Origin of the sequence: Motiliproteus coralliicola, assembly GCF_003345655.1 — a bacterium.
Taxonomy (GTDB): Bacteria; Pseudomonadota; Gammaproteobacteria; order Pseudomonadales; family Balneatricaceae; genus Motiliproteus; species Motiliproteus coralliicola.
Map to the genome: position 1 here is coordinate 617,592 of NZ_QQOH01000001.1, position 17,853 is coordinate 635,444.

Annotated in this window: 19 protein-coding genes; 16 read left to right on the forward strand and 3 right to left on the reverse strand. The window is 57.6% G+C overall.

Annotation, left to right across the window (positions count from 1 at the left end; translation table 11 throughout):
- Positions 1-9: 9 nt before the first annotated feature.
- From DV711_RS02815 to DV711_RS02825, 3 genes are all read right to left on the reverse strand, one after another.
- Entirely contained in the window at positions 10-756 is a 747-nt protein-coding gene (locus DV711_RS02815; RefSeq protein ID WP_114694122.1) for a DnaJ domain-containing protein, read from the reverse strand.
- On the reverse strand, positions 753-1,457 hold the full coding sequence (locus tag DV711_RS02820) for a VWA domain-containing protein (protein WP_114694123.1): 705 nt from the start codon (positions 1,455-1,457) through the stop codon (positions 753-755). The genes DV711_RS02815 and DV711_RS02820 overlap by 4 nt, the downstream gene beginning before the upstream one ends.
- Before the next feature lie 87 nt (positions 1,458-1,544).
- A complete protein-coding gene (locus DV711_RS02825) occupies positions 1,545-2,504 on the reverse strand; it encodes a methylenetetrahydrofolate reductase (protein WP_114694124.1) in 960 nt (319 codons plus the stop codon).
- 358 nt (positions 2,505-2,862) lie between these two features.
- On the opposite strand from DV711_RS02825, the gene DV711_RS02830 reads away from it, so the two are divergent.
- From DV711_RS02830 to DV711_RS02905, 16 genes are all read left to right on the forward strand, one after another.
- Positions 2,863-3,612 (forward strand): TIGR04282 family arsenosugar biosynthesis glycosyltransferase, encoded by a 750-nt coding sequence (locus DV711_RS02830; protein ID WP_133297387.1) that lies wholly within the window; start codon positions 2,863-2,865, stop codon positions 3,610-3,612.
- 35 nt (positions 3,613-3,647) lie between these two features.
- Positions 3,648-4,601 carry a radical SAM protein gene (locus tag DV711_RS02835; RefSeq protein ID WP_114694126.1) on the forward strand — a complete coding sequence of 318 codons (954 nt, stop codon included), beginning with the start codon at positions 3,648-3,650 and terminating at the stop codon, positions 4,599-4,601.
- Positions 4,602-4,651: 50 nt separating this feature from the next.
- Complete coding sequence (mtnP, locus tag DV711_RS02840; RefSeq protein ID WP_114694127.1) at positions 4,652-5,503, forward strand: S-methyl-5'-thioadenosine phosphorylase; 852 nt, start codon at positions 4,652-4,654, stop codon at positions 5,501-5,503.
- A complete protein-coding gene (locus tag DV711_RS02845; RefSeq protein ID WP_165839978.1) occupies positions 5,500-6,225 on the forward strand; it encodes a glycosyltransferase in 726 nt (241 codons plus the stop codon). The genes mtnP and DV711_RS02845 overlap by 4 nt, the downstream gene beginning before the upstream one ends.
- 192 nt (positions 6,226-6,417) lie before the next feature.
- A complete protein-coding gene (locus tag DV711_RS02850) occupies positions 6,418-6,627 on the forward strand; it encodes a hypothetical protein (protein ID WP_114694129.1) in 210 nt (69 codons plus the stop codon).
- Positions 6,628-7,009: 382 nt separating this feature from the next.
- Complete coding sequence (locus DV711_RS02855; protein WP_114694130.1) at positions 7,010-7,597, forward strand: sigma-70 family RNA polymerase sigma factor; 588 nt, start codon at positions 7,010-7,012, stop codon at positions 7,595-7,597.
- A complete protein-coding gene (locus tag DV711_RS02860; protein WP_133297388.1) occupies positions 7,594-8,262 on the forward strand; it encodes an anti-sigma factor family protein in 669 nt (222 codons plus the stop codon). The genes DV711_RS02855 and DV711_RS02860 overlap by 4 nt, the downstream gene beginning before the upstream one ends.
- Complete coding sequence (locus tag DV711_RS02865; protein WP_114694132.1) at positions 8,259-9,716, forward strand: S8 family peptidase; 1,458 nt, start codon at positions 8,259-8,261, stop codon at positions 9,714-9,716. The genes DV711_RS02860 and DV711_RS02865 overlap by 4 nt, the downstream gene beginning before the upstream one ends.
- Positions 9,713-11,536 carry a S8 family peptidase gene (locus DV711_RS02870; RefSeq protein WP_114694133.1) on the forward strand — a complete coding sequence of 608 codons (1,824 nt, stop codon included), beginning with the start codon at positions 9,713-9,715 and terminating at the stop codon, positions 11,534-11,536. Before DV711_RS02865 ends, DV711_RS02870 begins: the two co-directional genes overlap by 4 nt.
- Positions 11,533-12,792 carry a hypothetical protein gene (locus DV711_RS02875; RefSeq protein ID WP_114694134.1) on the forward strand — a complete coding sequence of 420 codons (1,260 nt, stop codon included), beginning with the start codon at positions 11,533-11,535 and terminating at the stop codon, positions 12,790-12,792. The genes DV711_RS02870 and DV711_RS02875 overlap by 4 nt, the downstream gene beginning before the upstream one ends.
- A 606-nt stretch (positions 12,793-13,398) precedes the next feature.
- On the forward strand, positions 13,399-14,040 hold the full coding sequence (locus DV711_RS02880; protein WP_133297389.1) for a hypothetical protein: 642 nt from the start codon (positions 13,399-13,401) through the stop codon (positions 14,038-14,040).
- A gap of 310 nt (positions 14,041-14,350) precedes the next feature.
- Positions 14,351-14,992: a hypothetical protein gene (locus DV711_RS02885; protein ID WP_114694136.1), complete on the forward strand. Its 642-nt coding sequence runs from the start codon at positions 14,351-14,353 to the stop codon at positions 14,990-14,992.
- A 226-nt stretch (positions 14,993-15,218) separates the two neighbouring features.
- A complete protein-coding gene (locus DV711_RS02890) occupies positions 15,219-15,836 on the forward strand; it encodes a hypothetical protein (RefSeq protein WP_114694137.1) in 618 nt (205 codons plus the stop codon).
- 11 nt (positions 15,837-15,847) lie between these two features.
- Entirely contained in the window at positions 15,848-16,264 is a 417-nt protein-coding gene (locus DV711_RS02895) for a hypothetical protein (RefSeq protein ID WP_114694138.1), read from the forward strand.
- Positions 16,261-16,566 (forward strand): hypothetical protein, encoded by a 306-nt coding sequence (locus DV711_RS02900; RefSeq protein WP_114694139.1) that lies wholly within the window; start codon positions 16,261-16,263, stop codon positions 16,564-16,566. Before DV711_RS02895 ends, DV711_RS02900 begins: the two co-directional genes overlap by 4 nt.
- A 142-nt stretch (positions 16,567-16,708) precedes the next feature.
- Positions 16,709-17,674, forward strand: coding sequence for a CsgG/HfaB family protein (locus tag DV711_RS02905; protein ID WP_114694140.1), 966 nt, complete (start codon positions 16,709-16,711; stop codon positions 17,672-17,674).
- Positions 17,675-17,853: the final 179 nt, after the last annotated feature.

Sequence of the window (17,853 nt, forward strand, 5' to 3'; positions counted from 1 at the left end):
TGGATTTGATCAGCCCAGCAGTGTCTGCTTGGCCTGGTTAATTTTGGCGGCCAGGTAATTGCTGCCTCCGCGGTCCGGGTGCAGCTTCTGCATCATCCGTTTATGGGCCTGGACGATTTGTTCTTCGGTCGCTCCCGGCTCTAGACCGAGGATTTGGTAGGCTTCGTCGGCACTCATGCTGGAATTGGCCGTTGTGCCTTGCTGCTGTTGGTCGTTGCTGGAGGCAGACTCCGAGGTATTGTCCCACAACTCGGGTCGATGACGTTCGATATAGGCATCGAGCAGTTTCAGTGCCTGGGGATCATGGCCGGCGCACTGACGGTAAAGTTGCAACAGCTCGCTGTCGCTGAGTTGGTCGAGCATGCGACCGGCAAAGCGCCCTTGAAGGATGCGGCCGTTAATGGCGCCGCTGTCGTGGTCAAGCTGCATCTCGAGCCAGTCGGTATGGGCTTGGGACTGCTGCCCAGACTGGGCCTGACCCGCCCGCTGGCGGCGTTGCTGCCTGAGTTTGGGTAGCCAGCGCAGCAGTGGGATCAGTAGCGGCAGCAACCGTCGGGCGAAGGGCAGCATCGAGCTGATTAGGGCAAATAACCAGTGTAGGCGACCGGTCAGGGCCATCCACAAGGCAAGCAGGGCTAGTACAATCAGTAACAGCTGCAGCAGGAAGCGTTTACCGCGCTGCGGTGCTCGGGCCAGAAACCAACGAACTCCACTGACTAGTAAAAATAACGACAGAATCAGGATCAGCAGGGTCAACGACGGGGGTGCTCCAGTTGGTGGCGAAGTTGGGTTAGGGCGGAACTGGGGGACAGCTGCTTCAGTGCTTGTTGTCCCGCAGTGGCATAGACCGCCACCGCGTTGAGAAGTTTACTCAGTTGTTCCGGACTGTTGGGGTCAAAACGGCAGTGGGCGCCGCCGCTAAGTCTGGCCATCTGGGCAAAACCATTGCTGGCGGTGGTGTTGTGGCCCTCCTGGAACAGAAACAGGGGCAGCTGGCGCAGGCCGCATTCACCGGCGCGCTGGCACAGCTCATCGATCGATTCCTCGATACAGTCACCGATAAACACTAATGCCTGGACCGGTTGTTGTCGGTGCTGCTCGAGAGCGTGGTCGAGCAGGCGCCCGATCTGGGTATGGCCTCCCAGGCAAGTCACCGCCGACATCGCTTTCACCAACCTGTCGGCCCCCTGATGCCAGGGGCTGGAACGTAGCTCATCATAACCGCGATAGAAGCAGAGTTTAATCTGCAGCTGACCAAGGCCGCGGGTTTGGGTAAACATATCGGCTTGGAGTTGGCAGGCGGTATCCCAGGTGGGCTGACGGCTGGCGGTCGCATCGAGGGCGAAAATCAGCCGCCCGCCACCGGTGTGTGAGGGTGACGGGTGCTTTTCGACCTGTTTTAGGAAGTCGGTGACCTGCTGTTCGGCGCGGGCAACCGGTGGCTTGCGATCATTCATGGGTCGGCCCATCGCTATCAAAATGCTTGATAGTCATAGTATAGGGCCGTTCGGGAGCTGAAAAGTCAGCTCCCCGGTCGCAGGCGATCAGAGGTTGTGGGTGACGCCGTGGAGGCGCTCTTCCAGGGTGCCTTTGAGCAGCTTGAACAGACGGATAGACGCATCGATCTCGTCCTTGCGGTTGGTCAGGCTTTCGATGTTCAGACCCAGCGGGATATCCAAGTCCTGGCAGGCATCGAGGATCCGCTCCAGATTGCGTTGGCAGGTACGGATCGACTGCATCAACGGGTTGTCGGCCTCAAGGATCTCACTGGCGACCTCGGCGGGGACCGAAATACCGAGCCAGCTCATGAACTCCAGGGTTTTGGCACTGCCGCAGGGGGTAAAGGTCAGCACGATGCGCTTCGGTGAGCTGCCCTGAGACTGGCAGAGCTCACCGTATTGGCGCAGTAGGGCGATGGTGGCATCGGCATCGTAGACGGCTTGCGAGACAAAAAACTCGCAACCGTTGTCGACCTTGCCGGACAGGCGCTGGTGCTCATCACCTTTGACCGCATGGCGTTCGGCAATGGTGACGCCGCCCAGGCTGAACGGGTAGTCATGCTCGGTCATCGCCTGGTAAGCCTCTGGGAGAGACAGCTTGATATCGGCATCGGCAGAAGGGCTGCCTACCAGTACCAGATTGCGAACGCCGTATTGGTTCCAGGCGTCATCGAGCCACTGCTCAAAACTGGCGCGGTCGCGCTGCGAGACGCTTTTATAGGTGATGATCGGGCGTTGGCTCTTGGTTGCCAACAGGGCCGAATATTCACGCGGATCCCGAGTGCCGATAAAGGGGAAGGGGCGCGGCTTGTCGATCCGGGCGCTTTCATCCTGAATGTCATAGACGATAAGACCGTCGTAGTCGACACCGGCCAGGCGCTCCAGCAGCTTGTCGGAGATCTCGTTCATCTGCATATCGTCGGTGCTCCCTTTGGGAGGAGTGGTACCAAACAGATATAAGCCCTGTTTAGGGTTGCCGAATTCAGAGTGGCTGGCGAGTGTCATAAAGCGATCCTAAGATGTTGCCTGACCGGACGGGATGTATGCCGGTAAACGAGTCAATGTTATGGCTTCGAATTATAAGCGCTAAGTTGTTATAACGTCATTGGTTATAAGTGGAAAGATTCTCAACCCAACTTGAACCGAATTAATGATGCGTGCTGAATTTCACGCAAGACGCGTTATTCTGGTCCAAGCCTTAACCGATAAGCTGTAGCGAAACTATTTTTTGTATCCGCTGTAACCTAGGCTAAGTTATTGCGTCTATTCAGCTATTAATGGCTTGGCACCGCGTTGCCAATTGAGTGCTAGGTCAACAAATTACTGACAATGCCCCGATTTCGTTCTGACAGATGAGGTTAGCTTGAGTTTGCTACACCCCGGTAGTTCATCAGACACAGTCACCCCAACGCTGGTGCTGATCTTTAAACGCCCCAAACCCGGTCAGGGTAAGCAGCGGTTGGCTGCTGATATTGGACTGGATTCCGCCTGCCAACTGGCGGAACATTTTCTCAGCTGCGCACTGGCAGACCTGCGCGATTGGCCCGGCCCGGTGGTGTTGTCACCCGCGATGGACGAGGACTGCGAATGGGCCGGGCAGTTGCTGCCGGAGGCCGAGGTCGTGGTTCAATCCGACGGTAATCTGGGGCACCGTATTCTGGCGCTGGACCACGACCTTCGTAACCGCGGCCACCGGTCGTTGATCTATATTGGCAGCGATGCGCCGATGTTGAAGCCCATTCATTTTCAGACGGTCGCCGAAGCACTGCATCAGCAGTCGGTGGTGGTCTGTCCTGCCACTGATGGTGGTGTCACTATCATGGCCAGTCGCAGTCCTTGGCCGGAGACGCTGGAACAATTGCCCTGGAGTACCGATCAATTGGGCCAGGCGCTGCTTGATAGTTGCCAGCAGGCAGGATTGAGCACAGGCAGTGTGTTGAGCAGTTACGACATCGACCAACAGCCCGATCTGATACGGCTGCGACAGGATCTTCGTGATGATTCTCGTGCAGAGCGGCGGCAGCTGTTGGCGTTAATCGAGCAACTTCAAACCCATGAAATCAACGCCGTGAAGAGCGACAACGAAAAACAGAATAACCCGGTTTTGACCTGAGCAAGCCATCGCCAAGTCGAAATCCGGAAACTGAGATGGAATACACCGTGAACGATCTGACTATCAATTCGAATAACCTGATACCGACCCGTACCGAAGATTGGTTTTTTACACCGGAAGGGGACCCGCGCGGTTATATCGAACCCCATACCTTGAAGGAACTCTGGTTTCATACCGGCACCGCCTGCAATCTGGCCTGTCCGTTCTGCCTTGAAGGCTCCGGCCCCGGTGATCGCCGGCTGGAGCTGGTCAAACTGGCCGATGTTCAACCCTTTATTGAAGAAGCCCTGGCGTTGGGAGTGGAGCAGTTCTCCTTCACCGGTGGCGAGCCTTTCCTGGCCAAGGAGATTGTTAAGATCCTGGAGTACGCCACCCAGCACCGATCCTGCCTGGTCCTGACCAACGGCACCGAGCCGCTTCGAAAGCGCATGCACCAGCTGGAAAACCTGCGCCAGGCTGCCCATCCGGTGAAATTTCGTATCAGTCTGGATTATCCCAATGCCGAGCAACACGATGCCGACCGTGGTGAAGGGAGCTTTGAACAGGCGCTCGATAGTCTGGTCGATCTGCACCAGCTGGGCTTTGCGGTGTCGGTGGCCCGACACATGGACAAGGGCGAAGACAGCGCCGCCGTGGAGCAACAGTTTCGTGAGCTGTTTGCCGAGCGAGGCTTGCCGGAAGATCTGAACATCGTCGCTTTCCCCGATTTTGCCGTGCCGGGTAGCCACCCGCTGGTTCCGCAGGTGACCGAGCACTGTATGACCACCTATCAGGATGAGGGCAGTCGTCGACAGTTTATGTGCGCCTTCAGCAAGATGGTGATTAAGCAGCAGGGACGGATGCGGGTCTACGCCTGTACCCTGGTTGATGACGATGCAGAGTATGACCTGGGTAGCACGCTGGCGGAGGCGATGGAGCATCGAATCAGCATGCGTCATCATCGCTGTTACAGTTGCTTTGCCTTCGGTTCTTCTTGTAGTGAAGGCTGATTAATTAAATACTTAGCAGCACAATTTCAGCCAAATAATCAGGAGTATTCGTGTTAGCAATTATTGGCGGTACCGGTATTTATCAACTCGACGGACTCGAGGTGATCGAGGAACATCAGATCGAGACGCCCTACGGCGCACCCTCTGCACCGGTGATTCGCGGCAAGCTTGCCGGCCAGTCGATCTGTTTTCTGGCTCGCCACGGACAAGGGCATCAACTGCTGCCGTCCGAGGTCAATTACCGCGCCAATATCTGGGCGTTGAAGTCGGTTGGCGTTACCCGGATTCTGGCGGTTTCGGCGGTGGGAAGTTTGCGTGAAGAGATCGCTCCGGGACAGCTGACGGTACCCTCACAGTACTTTGATTTCGTCAAAGGTAACCGCGAGCGGAGCTTTTTCGGTGAGGGGTTGGCCGCCCATGTTTCGACCGCGGAACCGACCTGCGGCGATCTGACCGCACGCTTGAGCCAGGCCGCAGAGTCTCTGGACCAGCAGCTGCACACCGGCAAAACCTACGGCTGCGTCGATGGTCCACGTTTAGGTACCCGTGCCGAGAGTCATTTCCTACGCGGCGCTGCCGGTTGTGATCTGGTGGGGATGACCAACGTGCCGGAAGTGTTCCTGGCCCGTGAAGCTCAGCTTTGCTACTGCACCCTCTGTATCGCGACCGATTATGACTGCTGGTTGGACGATCCAGCCCAGCATGTCAGTGTCGAGCAGGTGATCAGCCGCTACGGAGCCAGCCTGGAGCGGGCCAAGGCGCTGGTGCATCAGTTGATCGCTCAGGGTGATCTGAGCAATGAAGATTGCGGTTGCCGCCATTCGCTCGATTGCGCGGTGCTGACACCCGAGGAGCACCTCAGCAACAACAAACGCGAACTGCTGGAGCTGCTCAAGCGTTGAGCGCAACCGAACCTTCTACAGCCCTACCAGCGCTGAGTATCGTCGTTCCTGTTGGCCCGGCGGAGACCTCATTGGCGCCGCTGCTGGCCGAATTGCTGCTACTGCCGCCCGATTGCGAGATTCTGCTGGTCGACTGCCCCGGGTCCAGAGAGCTGGTTCAAAACTGTCACCCGCCAGACTCGCTGCTGCAGCGTCACCAGTTGCGACGGCTGGAGGCCGAGCAGGGCCGGGCGCATCAAATGAATCTCGGCGCTAAGGCGGCTCGGGGGGAGTTTCTCTGGTTCCTCCACGCCGATTCACGGCTGAGTCCCTGGCTGATTCAGCAGCTGTTCGAAGGCCTTCGCGCCGCCCCCGACGGGTTACACTTTTTCCGCCTCCAGTTTGATAACGATGGCCAGGGGCCGATGGAGATCAATAGCCTCGGCGCCCATCTCCGTTCGGCCTGGCTTGGGGTCCCCTTCGGCGATCAGGGCTTCTGTCTGAGGCGGGAGCTGTTCGACAGCCTGGGCGGCTATGACGAAACTGCGCCCTATGGCGAAGATCACTTGCTGCTATGGGCTGCCCGCCGGCGCAGAATCTCGCTGTGCTATCACCCTGCGGTGTTGGGGACCAGTGCCAGAAAGTACCGCCAGGCCGGCTGGGGACGTCTGACTCTACGCTATCAGATCTACTGGATTAAACAGGCGCTGCCGCAATACTGGCGTTGCCTTCGCGGCCGCTGATTTCTAGACCATGGGAACCTTTCCGGCGGCGTTCATGCCCGTCGGTCGTACCGCTTTTCACCCTACGGCGACACCTTGGTCGATCCCCGACATCGGCTGTTCAAATTCCCGTTATTTTTTTGAACCCGATCTCCTGGGCTCGTGACCTACCTGGCAAGACAGCAAGAACGCGCACCGCGCCAGGAGTCAATCATGATCAGCACCAGCCTCTACGAATTGGCCCATCGTCTGCGTAGCCAGGGCCAGGCCAACCAAGCCCTCATCATCGATCGTTCAGATTTTGAATCGCTGCAACAAGAGTTGAGCAACATGCACTGTCTGCGTGCTCTGCGAGCACTGCGCCAGGAACACCCGAGTTACGGCGGCATGGCACTGGTCATCCAAGAGGGACTGGCCATCTAAACAGCGGGCTTCAACCGGTTGCCGGGTTATCCCTGGCGACCGGTTGAGCGCTAAGACCAGAGGGGGAAAGCTCTCAGAGGATCGGAAATTTGGCATCAAGATCATGCAACAACCACAGACACAAGACAGAGATAGCCGGATTCGGCATTGGCAAAAGCCGGTCCGGCTTCCTAAGCTGAAACTAGCCTCGGATCGCAACGACCCAAGCCATCGGGTCGGCCCTTCATCCCGGCTATGGTGCGATCGGGCTAAGGCAGCTGAAACGCTGGTGAGTTGTACCGGTGCATTATCCGGATCTATCAGCCCAAACGTACCCGTCTCGCCGTTTGTCGCAGCGCTAAGCCGTTGCCTGAACGCCGTCCGCTGACGGAGGTGTCTGTTGATGGACAGTGCCAATGAACGTACCGCCGAAGAGGTTGCATGGATTCATCGTATCGGCCAGGGAGACAAGGCGGCCTTGCAATTGCTCTATCAGCGCTACGCTTCACGCATCTTTCGGTTCGTCATCCGAATGATCAAAGATGAAGCCAAGGCCGAGGAACTGGTCAACGATGTGATGATGGAGATCTGGAAAAGTGCGGCCAGCTTCGAAGGGCGTTCATCACCCTCAACCTGGATTTTAGGTATCGCACGGTTCCGCACCCTGAATGCGGTTCGGGGTAAGAAGTTGGATACCGTTGAGCTGAGTCAGGCGCCGGAAGCGGTGGATGAGGGCGAAGACGCCAGCACGGGCAAAAGCCAAGAGCAACTTCGGGCATTGATGCGACAGAGTATCGCGCGATTATCGGACGAACACCGGGAGGTGGTGGAGCTGACTTTCTTCCACGACTGTTCCTACAAAGAGATCGCTGAAATTCTGCAATGCCCTGAAAACACAGTGAAAACCCGGATGTATCATGCCAAGGCAAAGTTGAAACCCTGGTTGAAAAATATGGGGTTGGCCGAGGCTGAATTGGGAGGAGTGACATGACTGAACAAAGAATGGACGAGTTGCTGGCCTGGTATGCCAACGGCACCCTGGATGAAGCCGAGCGGCAAGAGGTGGAGGCCTGGCTGGAGAACAATCCGGATGCCCAGTTACAGCTGGCCGAGTACGAATTTATGCAACAGAGCGTCGCCGAGCTGGGTGACGATGAGCCGGTGTTTAATACCGAAGCCGGGCTCGACAACTTGATGACGCGGATCGAGACCGAGGAGGCCGCCAACGAAGCGGTAGGTCAACAAAGTACTTCGACCATGCTAGAACGGTTGCAGAACTGGCTTGATGAGACCTTGAACTGGAATCGCACCCCAGCCTTTGCACGGGTGGCGATGGTGTCCCAGTTTGGTCTGGTACTGGCACTGGGAGTGGTGTTGCTGCTGCCCTCGGAAACCAACGAAGGCTATGAGGTGCTGAGCGGCACCACCCCTGCGGTAATTGCTGCCGGCCCAACAGCCACCATCGGGTTTAATGTCGATACCCGGCTGGTAGAGTTGCAGCAACTGCTGCGCGAACAGCAGGTCGTCATCGTCGGAGGTCCGAGCGCCATCGGCACCTATCAGATTGAACTACCCAAAGACGATCTGGTTGAGGCTCGCCTGGCCGCGTTAAAAGCCCATCCGGCGGTGATCTACCTGCAGAGGAATGAACCGTGAACGGGTTATCGAGTGCGCTGCTGCTGACGCTTTTGCTGTCGATCAGCGGCCACAGCTCGGCGCAACAACCTTTGCAACTGAGTGGCTCCGGGGGCGGGGCAGGCGACGGAGCTTTGCCGCTGAATGATCCGTTGCTCAGTACTCGGGGAAGTTGGAATCAGCGTTACGCCGATCAGTGGAATCTGATTCAGATCGGGCTGGTCAGTCCCCTGGGTATCCCGGTCGCCGCCTTTCCGCAACAACTGCAGTCGGTCACGGTGGCATTGATCGACAGCGGTGTCGATTACCGCCATCCCGACCTGCCGTTACAACAGCTATGGCGCAATCCGGACGAGCAGGATAACGGCCGTGACGACGACGGCAACGGCCTGATCGATGACCTGATCGGCTGGAACTTTGTCGGTCGTAACAATACGCCCTGGGACGATCATGGGCACGGTACCCATATCGCCGGAATTATCGCCGCCGGTCGCAATAACAATGTCGGTATCACCGGTATCGCGCCCAATGCCCGACTGATGGTGCTCAAGGTGGTCGATGCCGGAGGACACGCCAACGGTAGCCACATCGCCGGGGCCGTGCGTTATGCGGTCGACAAGGGGGCCAGGCTGATCCACCTGAGCCTAGGAGGACAGCAGCCCACCGTGGCAGAAATGGACGCCCTTAACTATGCCCTGGAACGCGATGTCCTGGTGATCACCGCGGCCGGAAACCAGGCCAGTGCCGATGCGAGCCGGGGCTACGATCAACTACCGTCGGTACTGGTGGTCGGGGCGGCGACCCCCGAAGGACAACGGGCCCGGTTCAGCGACTGGGGGCCGGCTCTGGATCTGCTGGCGCCGGGCGTGAATGTGCTGTCACTGCGTGCCAAGGGCAGCGACTTTCTGCGTCGCAACGGCGCGCCGGGCTACCAGCCAGCCAGTGCTGTGGTTTCGCAACAGTACTATCGGGCGACCGGTACCTCCTTTGCTGCTCCCCATGTAACAGCCGTCGCGGCGCTATTGCTGGGTCGGGATCCGCAACTGAGCTCGGCTCAACTACAACGGATCCTGTTGCACTCGGCGCGGGATCTAGGGCCGACGGGGACCGACCAGAATCATGGCTATGGCATGCTGGATGCTGCGGCCGCGCTGAGGGCCTCTCCCGAGTACTTTGTCGAAGCCCATCTGCTTAGGGCAGAACTGGATGCGGCAAATCAGTTGCTGCTGGTCGGTACTGCCGACGCCGACCGGTTCCTGCGGGCGCAGATCGATTACGCCCTGGGTGAGCCGCCGCAGCAGTGGAAACCGCTGTTGCCGATTGCCCAGCCGTTGCGTGATCAGCCCTTAATCAGCCTCGATCCCACCACGCTACCCGAGGGTGAATTGATGACCTTGCGTTTGGTCACCGAACACCAGGACGGCAGTCGCCGTGAGAGTCGGTTGCAGCTGCAGCTGCCGGGAGAAGCGCAATGAAGCAGAACCAGATCAAACCAACATCAGGATCCGCAGCGCTGGCGCCTGTGCTCCCCGCAAGGCGCTGGCTGGGATGGCTGGGTTGGAGTGCGTTGTTCCTGGCAGGAGCCGCCTGGGGCTGGGATCAACCGCAGTCGGTCCAATCCCATCAGCAGCCGATGCGCAGCCTGTCGCTGCCGGCGGATTGGGGAGCCGAGGTCTGGGCCAAGCAACGGGGGATAGAGGGGCTGCAATTGCAGCGCGGCGCTGACGGACGCCAGCATCTGAGTTTTCGTGCCGACGATCAGCAGTGGCAACGGTTGCAGGCCCAATGCGATTCAGATAACCCACTGGCGCCTCAGTGCGGCAACGATAGTTGTCAGCGAGTCCAGAACATTAATCTCACCGGCCAGTTGCCCGAAGGTGGGCAGGGCTGGTTGACGCCCAAGGCGCCGGATCTGAGTTCCATCCTGGCAGGCAACGCTGACAGCTGTCCGGCCAATCAACAGGCATTGCCCTGGGATGGAGAACTCCCCCAAGGTGCGGATCCGGCCTGTTGGACGCTGCAGTTGACGCTTCCATGCCAAACGGATGAGACCCCGGCCGAATACCTGAAGCCTTACTGGCGGCCCAACCAGCTGGTGATATTGCTTCCGGGAGCCGATGAACAGCTTGGGTCGCTCAATGAACTTGCCGCCGGGCAGGGCCTTCAGGTGCTGGAGGTGACCGAACTGAAAAGCACCGGGCAACGGCTGGTTCGGCTGCTGCGACCCGCCGATAGCTCGGCCACGCTGGACCAGTTGGCCGAGCAGTTGAATGCAGAACCGGACGTGATGGAGGTGCAGAAGGATCTGGCTTACTTCACGCTGGACAACCCGGCAACGGAATCATCCGCTGAAAGCGGCATGGTTGATGAGGCCGCTTTGAAAGCAGTGGTTAAGCCCGATCCGTTGGAACCGTTCAATTATGGTCCGGGTATGACCCTGGCTGCCCAGTTGGCCCCGCGCTATACCGGTGCGCAGGTGCAGCTGGCGCTGATCGATACCGGTGTTGACCAGACCCATCCGGAACTGCAGCAGGCCGTAACGGTCCAGATCGATTTCAGCGGACGGGGGTACTCGGCGGATGCCCACGGTACCGGCGTGGCGGCGATCATCGCGGCAGCGCGAGGCAATGGCGTCGGAGCATCCGGAGTGGCACCCGGCGTAGAAATCCTCAGCTTCAAGGCCTGTCATCCGCGTCAGCCGGGAGCCACTGAGGCACAGTGTTGGAGCAGCAGCCTGGTCAAGGCGTTGGATGAAGCGATCAGCCGTAATGTTCCACTGATCAACATGAGCCTGGGTGGCCCGCCCTCGGTGCTGCTGGAACGGTTGATTAAAACAGCGACAGCGCGTGGGATTTTGGTGCTGGCCGCGGCCGGCAACGGTGGACCCAATGCGCGACCGGTGTACCCGGCAGCTTGGCCGGAAAGCCTGGCAGTCACCGCGGTCGATGCCGAGCGCAGGCTCTATAGCCAAGCCAATCGGGGAGACTATATCCGTATTGCCGCCCCGGGTGTCGACGTGATCACGGCCGCCCCCGGTAACGGCCAGCCGATGCTCTCGGGCACCTCGATGGCAACGGCCCATGTCAGTGGAATCGCCGCCTTGCTGCTGCAGGTTAATCCGCAGGTGCAGGGGGCGGAGCTGGCGCAGATGCTGGAACTGCACAGTCGTGACCTGGGCGCCGAGGGCGTCGATAGCGAGTTCGGTGCCGGACTGGTGGATGCCTGTGACAGTGCCGCCGAGTTGGCCAGCAAGGAGGTTGCCGACTTGGGCAGCCTCTGTGGGGGTGGGTTATGAATGCTGAGCGCATCATTGTCGGCGTGATCGCCGCTGCCTTGGGAGCCACCCTGGTTGGCTGTAAACCGGCGCAGGTCAAAACCGAATCCACGTCGCCGCAGCCCAACCAGAACGAGACAAGTTCGGCTACCAGTCAGAGACAAACGCCAGCTGTGACAGGGGTAGCTAACCCTGACCAACCGTCGATAGCCAAACCGAGACAAGCCGGGTCGCAAGGGCGGACTGCCACGGCTGGAGCTGCGGATCAGACAGGTTACGATAACGCCAAACAAGACTTCCACTACGGCCCCGGCCAAGCCTGGCCGACGCTGGTTATACCGGTCGAACTCAGGCCGGGACCGCTGGCCCAGCTCTCAGCCCCTGAACCGGTTATCCCAGTCCCGCTGACCGACAGACCTAGCGCTGATAAAGCCACCCCCGAAGCGATTACTGAGGCTGACCCACAACCCGTGTTGGCGCAGCAGCAACCGGTTACAGGGCCGTGCGCCAGCCAGTTGAGCGCGGCTTCGTTGGATCTGGGGCCCAAGGAGAACTGGCTCAGCAGTAAACTGAAGACCACGGCGATGGGCGCGCTGAGCAAGATGTTGTTTGGCGGCTCCGGCGGTGACGATGTGGGTGGTTCCGACCGTCCATCGACGGTCAGCGATCCGATTCCCAAGTCGGCTCGCCAAGCCTTCCATGATGAACTCAGTGATATCGAGATGAGTATCTCGGGCCGACTGAAGGACGACAGCCTGTTGCTGAGCACCGATATCGGTTCCTCGCCGGACAAGTCGACCTTCCATGCCGTCTACCTCGAGAGCAAGGACTGCCAACGGACCTTCCCGGATCGCTACCTCAACTACCGCATGTGGGTTGAGTGGTCGCTGTCGGTCAGTTGGACCAAAACCGAACGACGTTACAAAAACGACAAGCTGGTATCGGAAAAAAGCAGCTCCGGCGGCTTCTTCAAGAGCGGCGAGTACGATCTGGCCAAGGGTAGCATCAACCTGAACGATGCCGAGCAATATCAACGGGGACTGCTTGACGATCTGCCGGCGCCAATCTGGCAACAGATGGGGTTCTCGTCACCGAGCTCAGGTGTACGCGGCTTGGGTAGTCAGTTCAAGCAGGTGGATACGGCCAACCTATTCAACGGCGATTCGGTTGCCGTGGTCCATGTGACCAGGGTAGTGGATGGTCGCTATGTCACCCGTGCCTTACCGTTCAAGATGGAGCGGGGAAGTGGAGAACTATTAAAGTTCAGCCGTTTGTGATGATCGGCTGTTTATCGCTCGGGCAATATCTTTCTTCTAGCTTGCTCTCAGGACATGCCTCGACTCGATTACGGGTGTGAATCCAAGTCTGGCTTTGTTCTTGGTAGTGTCACCCAGTCGTCATAGCCGATGGCTAGTATGCAGGGATGACGACTGATAAACCTTACGCACTAACGAACCGAACTATCATTGGCGTAGCCTGCGCTTATACCTTGTTGGTTATCTCCATCGTGCTGATACATTACATCATCGGTTGAAACCGAATAACCATGGTCCTCTGGCAATCAGAGGTCAGTGGAGTTTGGTTTTCTGGATCGGTAGATTCTGCTGTGGTCCTCTTATTTGAAGATGATGACCATGGGTTGCGAACGCTTATTCATCTGTCACGCAATAAATCTACTCTCTAAATCGTAGGCGCTAACCGGCGGATAGGGTTATCTGCTCGGATTGAATCTCTGGGTTTGCTTAACAACTTGTTATTGTTGCCTGTTTTTACTGGTCTTTGAGTTTGCAAACTTTTTTAAATTTCTTTGAACCGCTCCTCACCCGACTGTGACCTACCGGCTGGAACAACAAAAAATGTCACAAAGACATGAGGATTGAATGATGAAAGCCATTAACAAAACTGCTATCGCAACCGTTGCTACTCTGTTCGCACTGACCGCAGGCGTTACGCAAGCCGGTCCCTATGGTTACGGCTATAAGGTTGGTCAAGTTGATTACACCAACAGCTTTAACACCCATAACAAGGCCAAGATCAACGTTGACAACAGTAAGCGTTTCAACCGCAATTTCATGCTCGATTATCGCGTTGATAATAGCTCTCGAACCAAGGTCGATACCGATTACCGTATCAACCTCAACAAAGAGATCCGTAAGGACAAGATCAATGCCAACCAGAACCTGAATCAGTACCGCAACTACTACAGCGGCGTGAATCAGGGGGCCAGCAACATTGGTAGCGCGACCGGTCACAGCATGAAGCAGAAGCAAGGTGGTACCAGCGTCGGTAGTCTGGTCGACCAGACCAAACGTACCCAGCATAAGGGTCACAGCTTCCTGTCTCCGTCGATCCATACCAACAGCGGCGACCAGGCAACCGGTAACATGACCCATAGTCAGATCGGTGGTATCCAGTCCGGCATGCAACTGGGTGATGTTGCCAACCTGCAGAACAACAGCCAGACCCAGAATGGCCGTTCAGGTGTCGGCAGCAGCGATTCCGTCAGCAATACCGCATCCAAATAAACTCGCCTAATCAGCCAGACCAAGGCCCCCGTTATCGGGGGCTTTCTGGTTTATAGGCGCTAGCAGGTGGAGCCTTTATTCAGAGGGGGGGCCAGGCCCATCGGGTGTAAACCTGCCGTCGTGGGGGGAATTCAAACTCGCGCACCCGCTGATTTAATTGTTCCAAAAAAATCCAAATTTCTTTGAACCTGATTCGTGCCTGGGTGTGACCTACCGTAGGAATCCACCAAGCCCACCAAGCAACCGCCTTTCGAAGCTTAGCGCGATTCAACCCACGATCTAGCGTGACAACCCATACGAGGAAATGACCATGAAAAACATCAATAAGAAAGCCCTTGCCGCCATCGCTACCTTTGCCGTTCTGAGTGCCGGTGCTGTCCAGGCCGGACCTTATGGCTACGGCTACCCGAAAGTGAAGATCGGTTACGACAACAGCTTCAACAGGACCAACCAGATCGACACCACCATCGACAACAGCTCACGTGTCGATACCCGCAGCAAACTGAAGTACGACCTGAATAACAGCGTGCGTAATCGTCTGAACCACAGCTATCAGCTGAACAAGAATTTCAACTACCGCGCGGATCAGCTCAATGCGGGTCAGAACCTGAACCAGAAGCGCAATTACTTCAGTAATGTTGGCCAGAATGCCGCCAACAAAGGTAGTGCCAGCGGTCACAGCATGGCGCAGCAGCAGGGCGGCACCAGTGTTGGTTCGCTGGTGAGCACCAGCAGCAGCGCGAAGCACCATGGTCATAGCATCGCTTCGCCGACCGTCAGTCGCCAATTCGGCAACGTCAATACCGGCAATATACTGGGTAGTCAGATCGGGGCGGTGCAGACCGGCATGCAGGGCGGCAGCGTAACCAACCTGCAGGGTAATGATCAGGATCAGACTGCGACCTCCTTCGTGAGCTCTGACGACAAGGTGAGCAACAGCGCAGCCAAATAAACCGGGCTCAACATATTCCTGGATTTGTCAGTTCACCGTCGCAATCTGGTATGAGCCGGATGATTGAAGCCCCCGCACCCCGGGGGCTTTTTGATGGCGTTCAGGCGATCTCTTTGAACCTGTTTGGAGCGTCTTGTTACCCACCTTTAGAGCAACGGCTGTGTGATCACTGCATTCGCAGGGGTGATGCCGCCGGGTTTCTTTAACCCTTACGAGGAGTTGCATCATGAAGGATTACATTTTTCCTCTGAGTCTAGGCCTGACGGCGTTACTGGCATTGCCGATCGCCCAGGCCGATACAGGGGCCAACCGTGATACTACGTCGATCAACGTCGATAACAGCGTCACTACGGAGCAGCAGCGACGACTGGCGCTGACACGGCAATATCTGATGGACCAGCAGTACCGCAGTAGCGATCAGGTGCTGAGCGAACAGCGCGGCTACGGCAGTGGTGTCGGTCAGGGCGCGGCCAACAGCGGTCAGGCGCAGGGTCATCAGTTAGACCAGCAGCAGGGCGGCGTCAGCGTTGGCAGCCTGGTTTCTGAATCCGGTACCGCCCACCAAGGCGGCGGAGCTGCTGGCGGGCTCAACTGGCAGTATGCTCCGCAGAGCAACACCCTGATGTTGGGGGGTGACAACAACGCGGTGATCCAGCTTTCCAACATCAACGCCAACGGCGGCAATATCCATATCGGCGATGTGAACAAGGGCAACCTGCACAACAGCCAGATCGGTAGCAATCAATACGGCAGCCAGGGAGGCGATACGGTCAACTCACAGAACAACAGCCAGCAGCAGCGTGCTGATAGTCAGACCTCAAGCCGCGATCAGGTCAGTAACTAGGAGGTGCGATCATGAATATCCATGTATTTAGCCTGTTGGCGTTGCTGTCAGGCGCGGCAATGGCCGAGACCGTGCCTCCTGCCGCGGATCAACCTCCACCGGTCGATCCGGTTATTGAACGTTTGCAGTCGCTGCAAAGTATGCGGATGCGTTTGGAACAGGATTGGGCCAACTACCTGCAATCGGCACGATCCAACACCGGAGCTCAACCGATCCAGCCGGGTAGCGCGCCGGATGTTCGGCAGATGCGCCAGGAGGTCAATCAGAACCTGGCACGGATGGAGGAAAGATTCCGCTGTTTGGATGTAGATCTGAAAGGCAATAACGGCAACGTGGTGTTGGTCTGCGGTGACAATAACGGTGGAATTTCAACCAATAACCAGCAGGCCCTCGGGGCCGATCTGAATGTCGGTGGAGGTGGCCAATGAAAATCTTATTGATCCCGATCTTACTGGGTGTCGGGCTGTTCAGCAGCTGGTTGATGGCAACCGAACAGTACCCGATCAACCATCACAACTGCGGAACGGGTGTCAGCCTGGTGATCACCGGTGAAGATCGCTTCGATCCGATGGTGCAACAGCTACTGCTGAAGCAGCAGATGAGTGGTCATCGATTGGTCGATAAGCCGCGTTTTCTGGTTATCCCCTACGATGGCGAGGCGGAGCTGACCGAAGTGCAGATCCGATATCTGGAGATGCTGCTGAGCAAGGCGGCTAAATCGACGCGCTGAACCGCCAAGCAAAAAGTCCCTGACACAAACCAGCAAACCGTCAACGGCTCTTCTCAGTAGCCGTTTGGCGGTTTTTTTATGAACCCCATGATCAGCAGACGTTACCCACAGGCTACAAAACAACAAGCGCGGAGATAACGTCATGAAACTCAATCGCCTGATCGCCATCCCTATGATCGCCATGAGCCTGGTCGGCTGTAAACAGGCCGCCGTCAAGTCCAGCGTTACGCCGGAGCAGCGGGCCGAAGTCAGCTGTACTGGTCCGAAAATGCGCGTTGCCGTCATGCCTGTCGGCGCCACCGGAAAGCTGGGCTCGTTTGAAGGCTACGACGTTGGAGAAGCACTATCTTCGCAGCTGACGACGGCATTAGAGCAGACCGACTGTTTTGTCGTCATCGAACGTACGGCGCTGTCGCATATCCTGCGCGAGCAGGAGTTGGGCTTGGCCGGTGTTTCCAACCCGGAAACCGCCCCGCGAGCCGGACGTATCGCCGGCGCCCAGGTTCTGGTGAAGGCCGATATCACAGAGTTCGAACCGCAGAAGAAGGGCGGTGGCTTGAGTCTGGGATTCGGCTCGTCGTCGCTGCCGTTGGGTATCCGTCTGGGTGGTAGCGGCGGCACTAGCCATGTAGCGCTTGATCTGCGACTGCTGGATGCGACCACCGGTGAAGTGCTGTTTGCCAAACGGGTCGAAGCCAACAGTAAATCACGGGGATTGGCGCTGGGACTGGACTTTAAACAGTTCACCATCGGTGGCGATCAGTTCTACAAGACACCGATGGGCCAAGCGACCCGGGTGGCCCTTAATGATGCGGTGTTTTACGTGATCGAAGGTACCCGTCAGGTACCCTGGCAGGGCCAGGTGGTCAGCACCCGCGGTCAACATATCTTTATCAACGCTGGTCTGGATACCGGTATCAAGGTGGGGGATGTAATGCAGGTTTCGGCCGTGGCCGAGGAGCTGGTCGACCCGGAAAGTGGGGTGACTCTGGGTAAGATCGAAAACGCAGTGGGCCAGATCAAAGTCACTGCCGTTCAGGACAAATTCGCCATCGCGTCAGCGATCGGTAGCTTCAGGACCCAGCGTGGTGATGTGGTGAGATACTAAACGATATGCTCAAAACACCGGCCCGGAGAGATCCCGGCCGGTGTTGTTGTTTTGTTGATCGGAGGAGCATCAGTTGTCAGCTGGCGCCGGTTCAGCTGAGAACTGGTCTTAACAGCGCCAGTCCCAGGTGAGCGCCGATAAACCACTACACTTTCGGAATAGAGGCGCAGGTTGCCAGC

What these genes read in the sequence shown, in the direction of transcription:
- DV711_RS02860 (WP_133297388.1), top strand. Translation starts at nt 7,594, where the DNA reads ATGACTGAACAAAGAATGGACGAGTTGCTGGCCTGGTATGCCAACGGC.
- DV711_RS02900 (WP_114694139.1), top strand. Translation starts at nt 16,261, where the DNA reads ATGAAAATCTTATTGATCCCGATCTTACTGGGTGTCGGGCTGTTCAGC.
- DV711_RS02875 (WP_114694134.1), top strand. Translation starts at nt 11,533, where the DNA reads ATGAATGCTGAGCGCATCATTGTCGGCGTGATCGCCGCTGCCTTGGGA.
- DV711_RS02895 (WP_114694138.1), top strand. Translation starts at nt 15,848, where the DNA reads ATGAATATCCATGTATTTAGCCTGTTGGCGTTGCTGTCAGGCGCGGCA.
- DV711_RS02890 (WP_114694137.1), top strand. Translation starts at nt 15,219, where the DNA reads ATGAAGGATTACATTTTTCCTCTGAGTCTAGGCCTGACGGCGTTACTG.
- DV711_RS02885 (WP_114694136.1), top strand. Translation starts at nt 14,351, where the DNA reads ATGAAAAACATCAATAAGAAAGCCCTTGCCGCCATCGCTACCTTTGCC.
- DV711_RS02825 (WP_114694124.1), bottom strand. Translation starts at nt 2,504, where the DNA reads ATGACACTCGCCAGCCACTCTGAATTCGGCAACCCTAAACAGGGCTTA.
- DV711_RS02820 (WP_114694123.1), bottom strand. Translation starts at nt 1,457, where the DNA reads ATGAATGATCGCAAGCCACCGGTTGCCCGCGCCGAACAGCAGGTCACC.
- DV711_RS02850 (WP_114694129.1), top strand. Translation starts at nt 6,418, where the DNA reads ATGATCAGCACCAGCCTCTACGAATTGGCCCATCGTCTGCGTAGCCAG.
- DV711_RS02835 (WP_114694126.1), top strand. Translation starts at nt 3,648, where the DNA reads ATGGAATACACCGTGAACGATCTGACTATCAATTCGAATAACCTGATA.
- DV711_RS02880 (WP_133297389.1), top strand. Translation starts at nt 13,399, where the DNA reads ATGAAAGCCATTAACAAAACTGCTATCGCAACCGTTGCTACTCTGTTC.
- DV711_RS02905 (WP_114694140.1), top strand. Translation starts at nt 16,709, where the DNA reads ATGAAACTCAATCGCCTGATCGCCATCCCTATGATCGCCATGAGCCTG.
- DV711_RS02855 (WP_114694130.1), top strand. Translation starts at nt 7,010, where the DNA reads ATGGACAGTGCCAATGAACGTACCGCCGAAGAGGTTGCATGGATTCAT.
- DV711_RS02870 (WP_114694133.1), top strand. Translation starts at nt 9,713, where the DNA reads ATGAAGCAGAACCAGATCAAACCAACATCAGGATCCGCAGCGCTGGCG.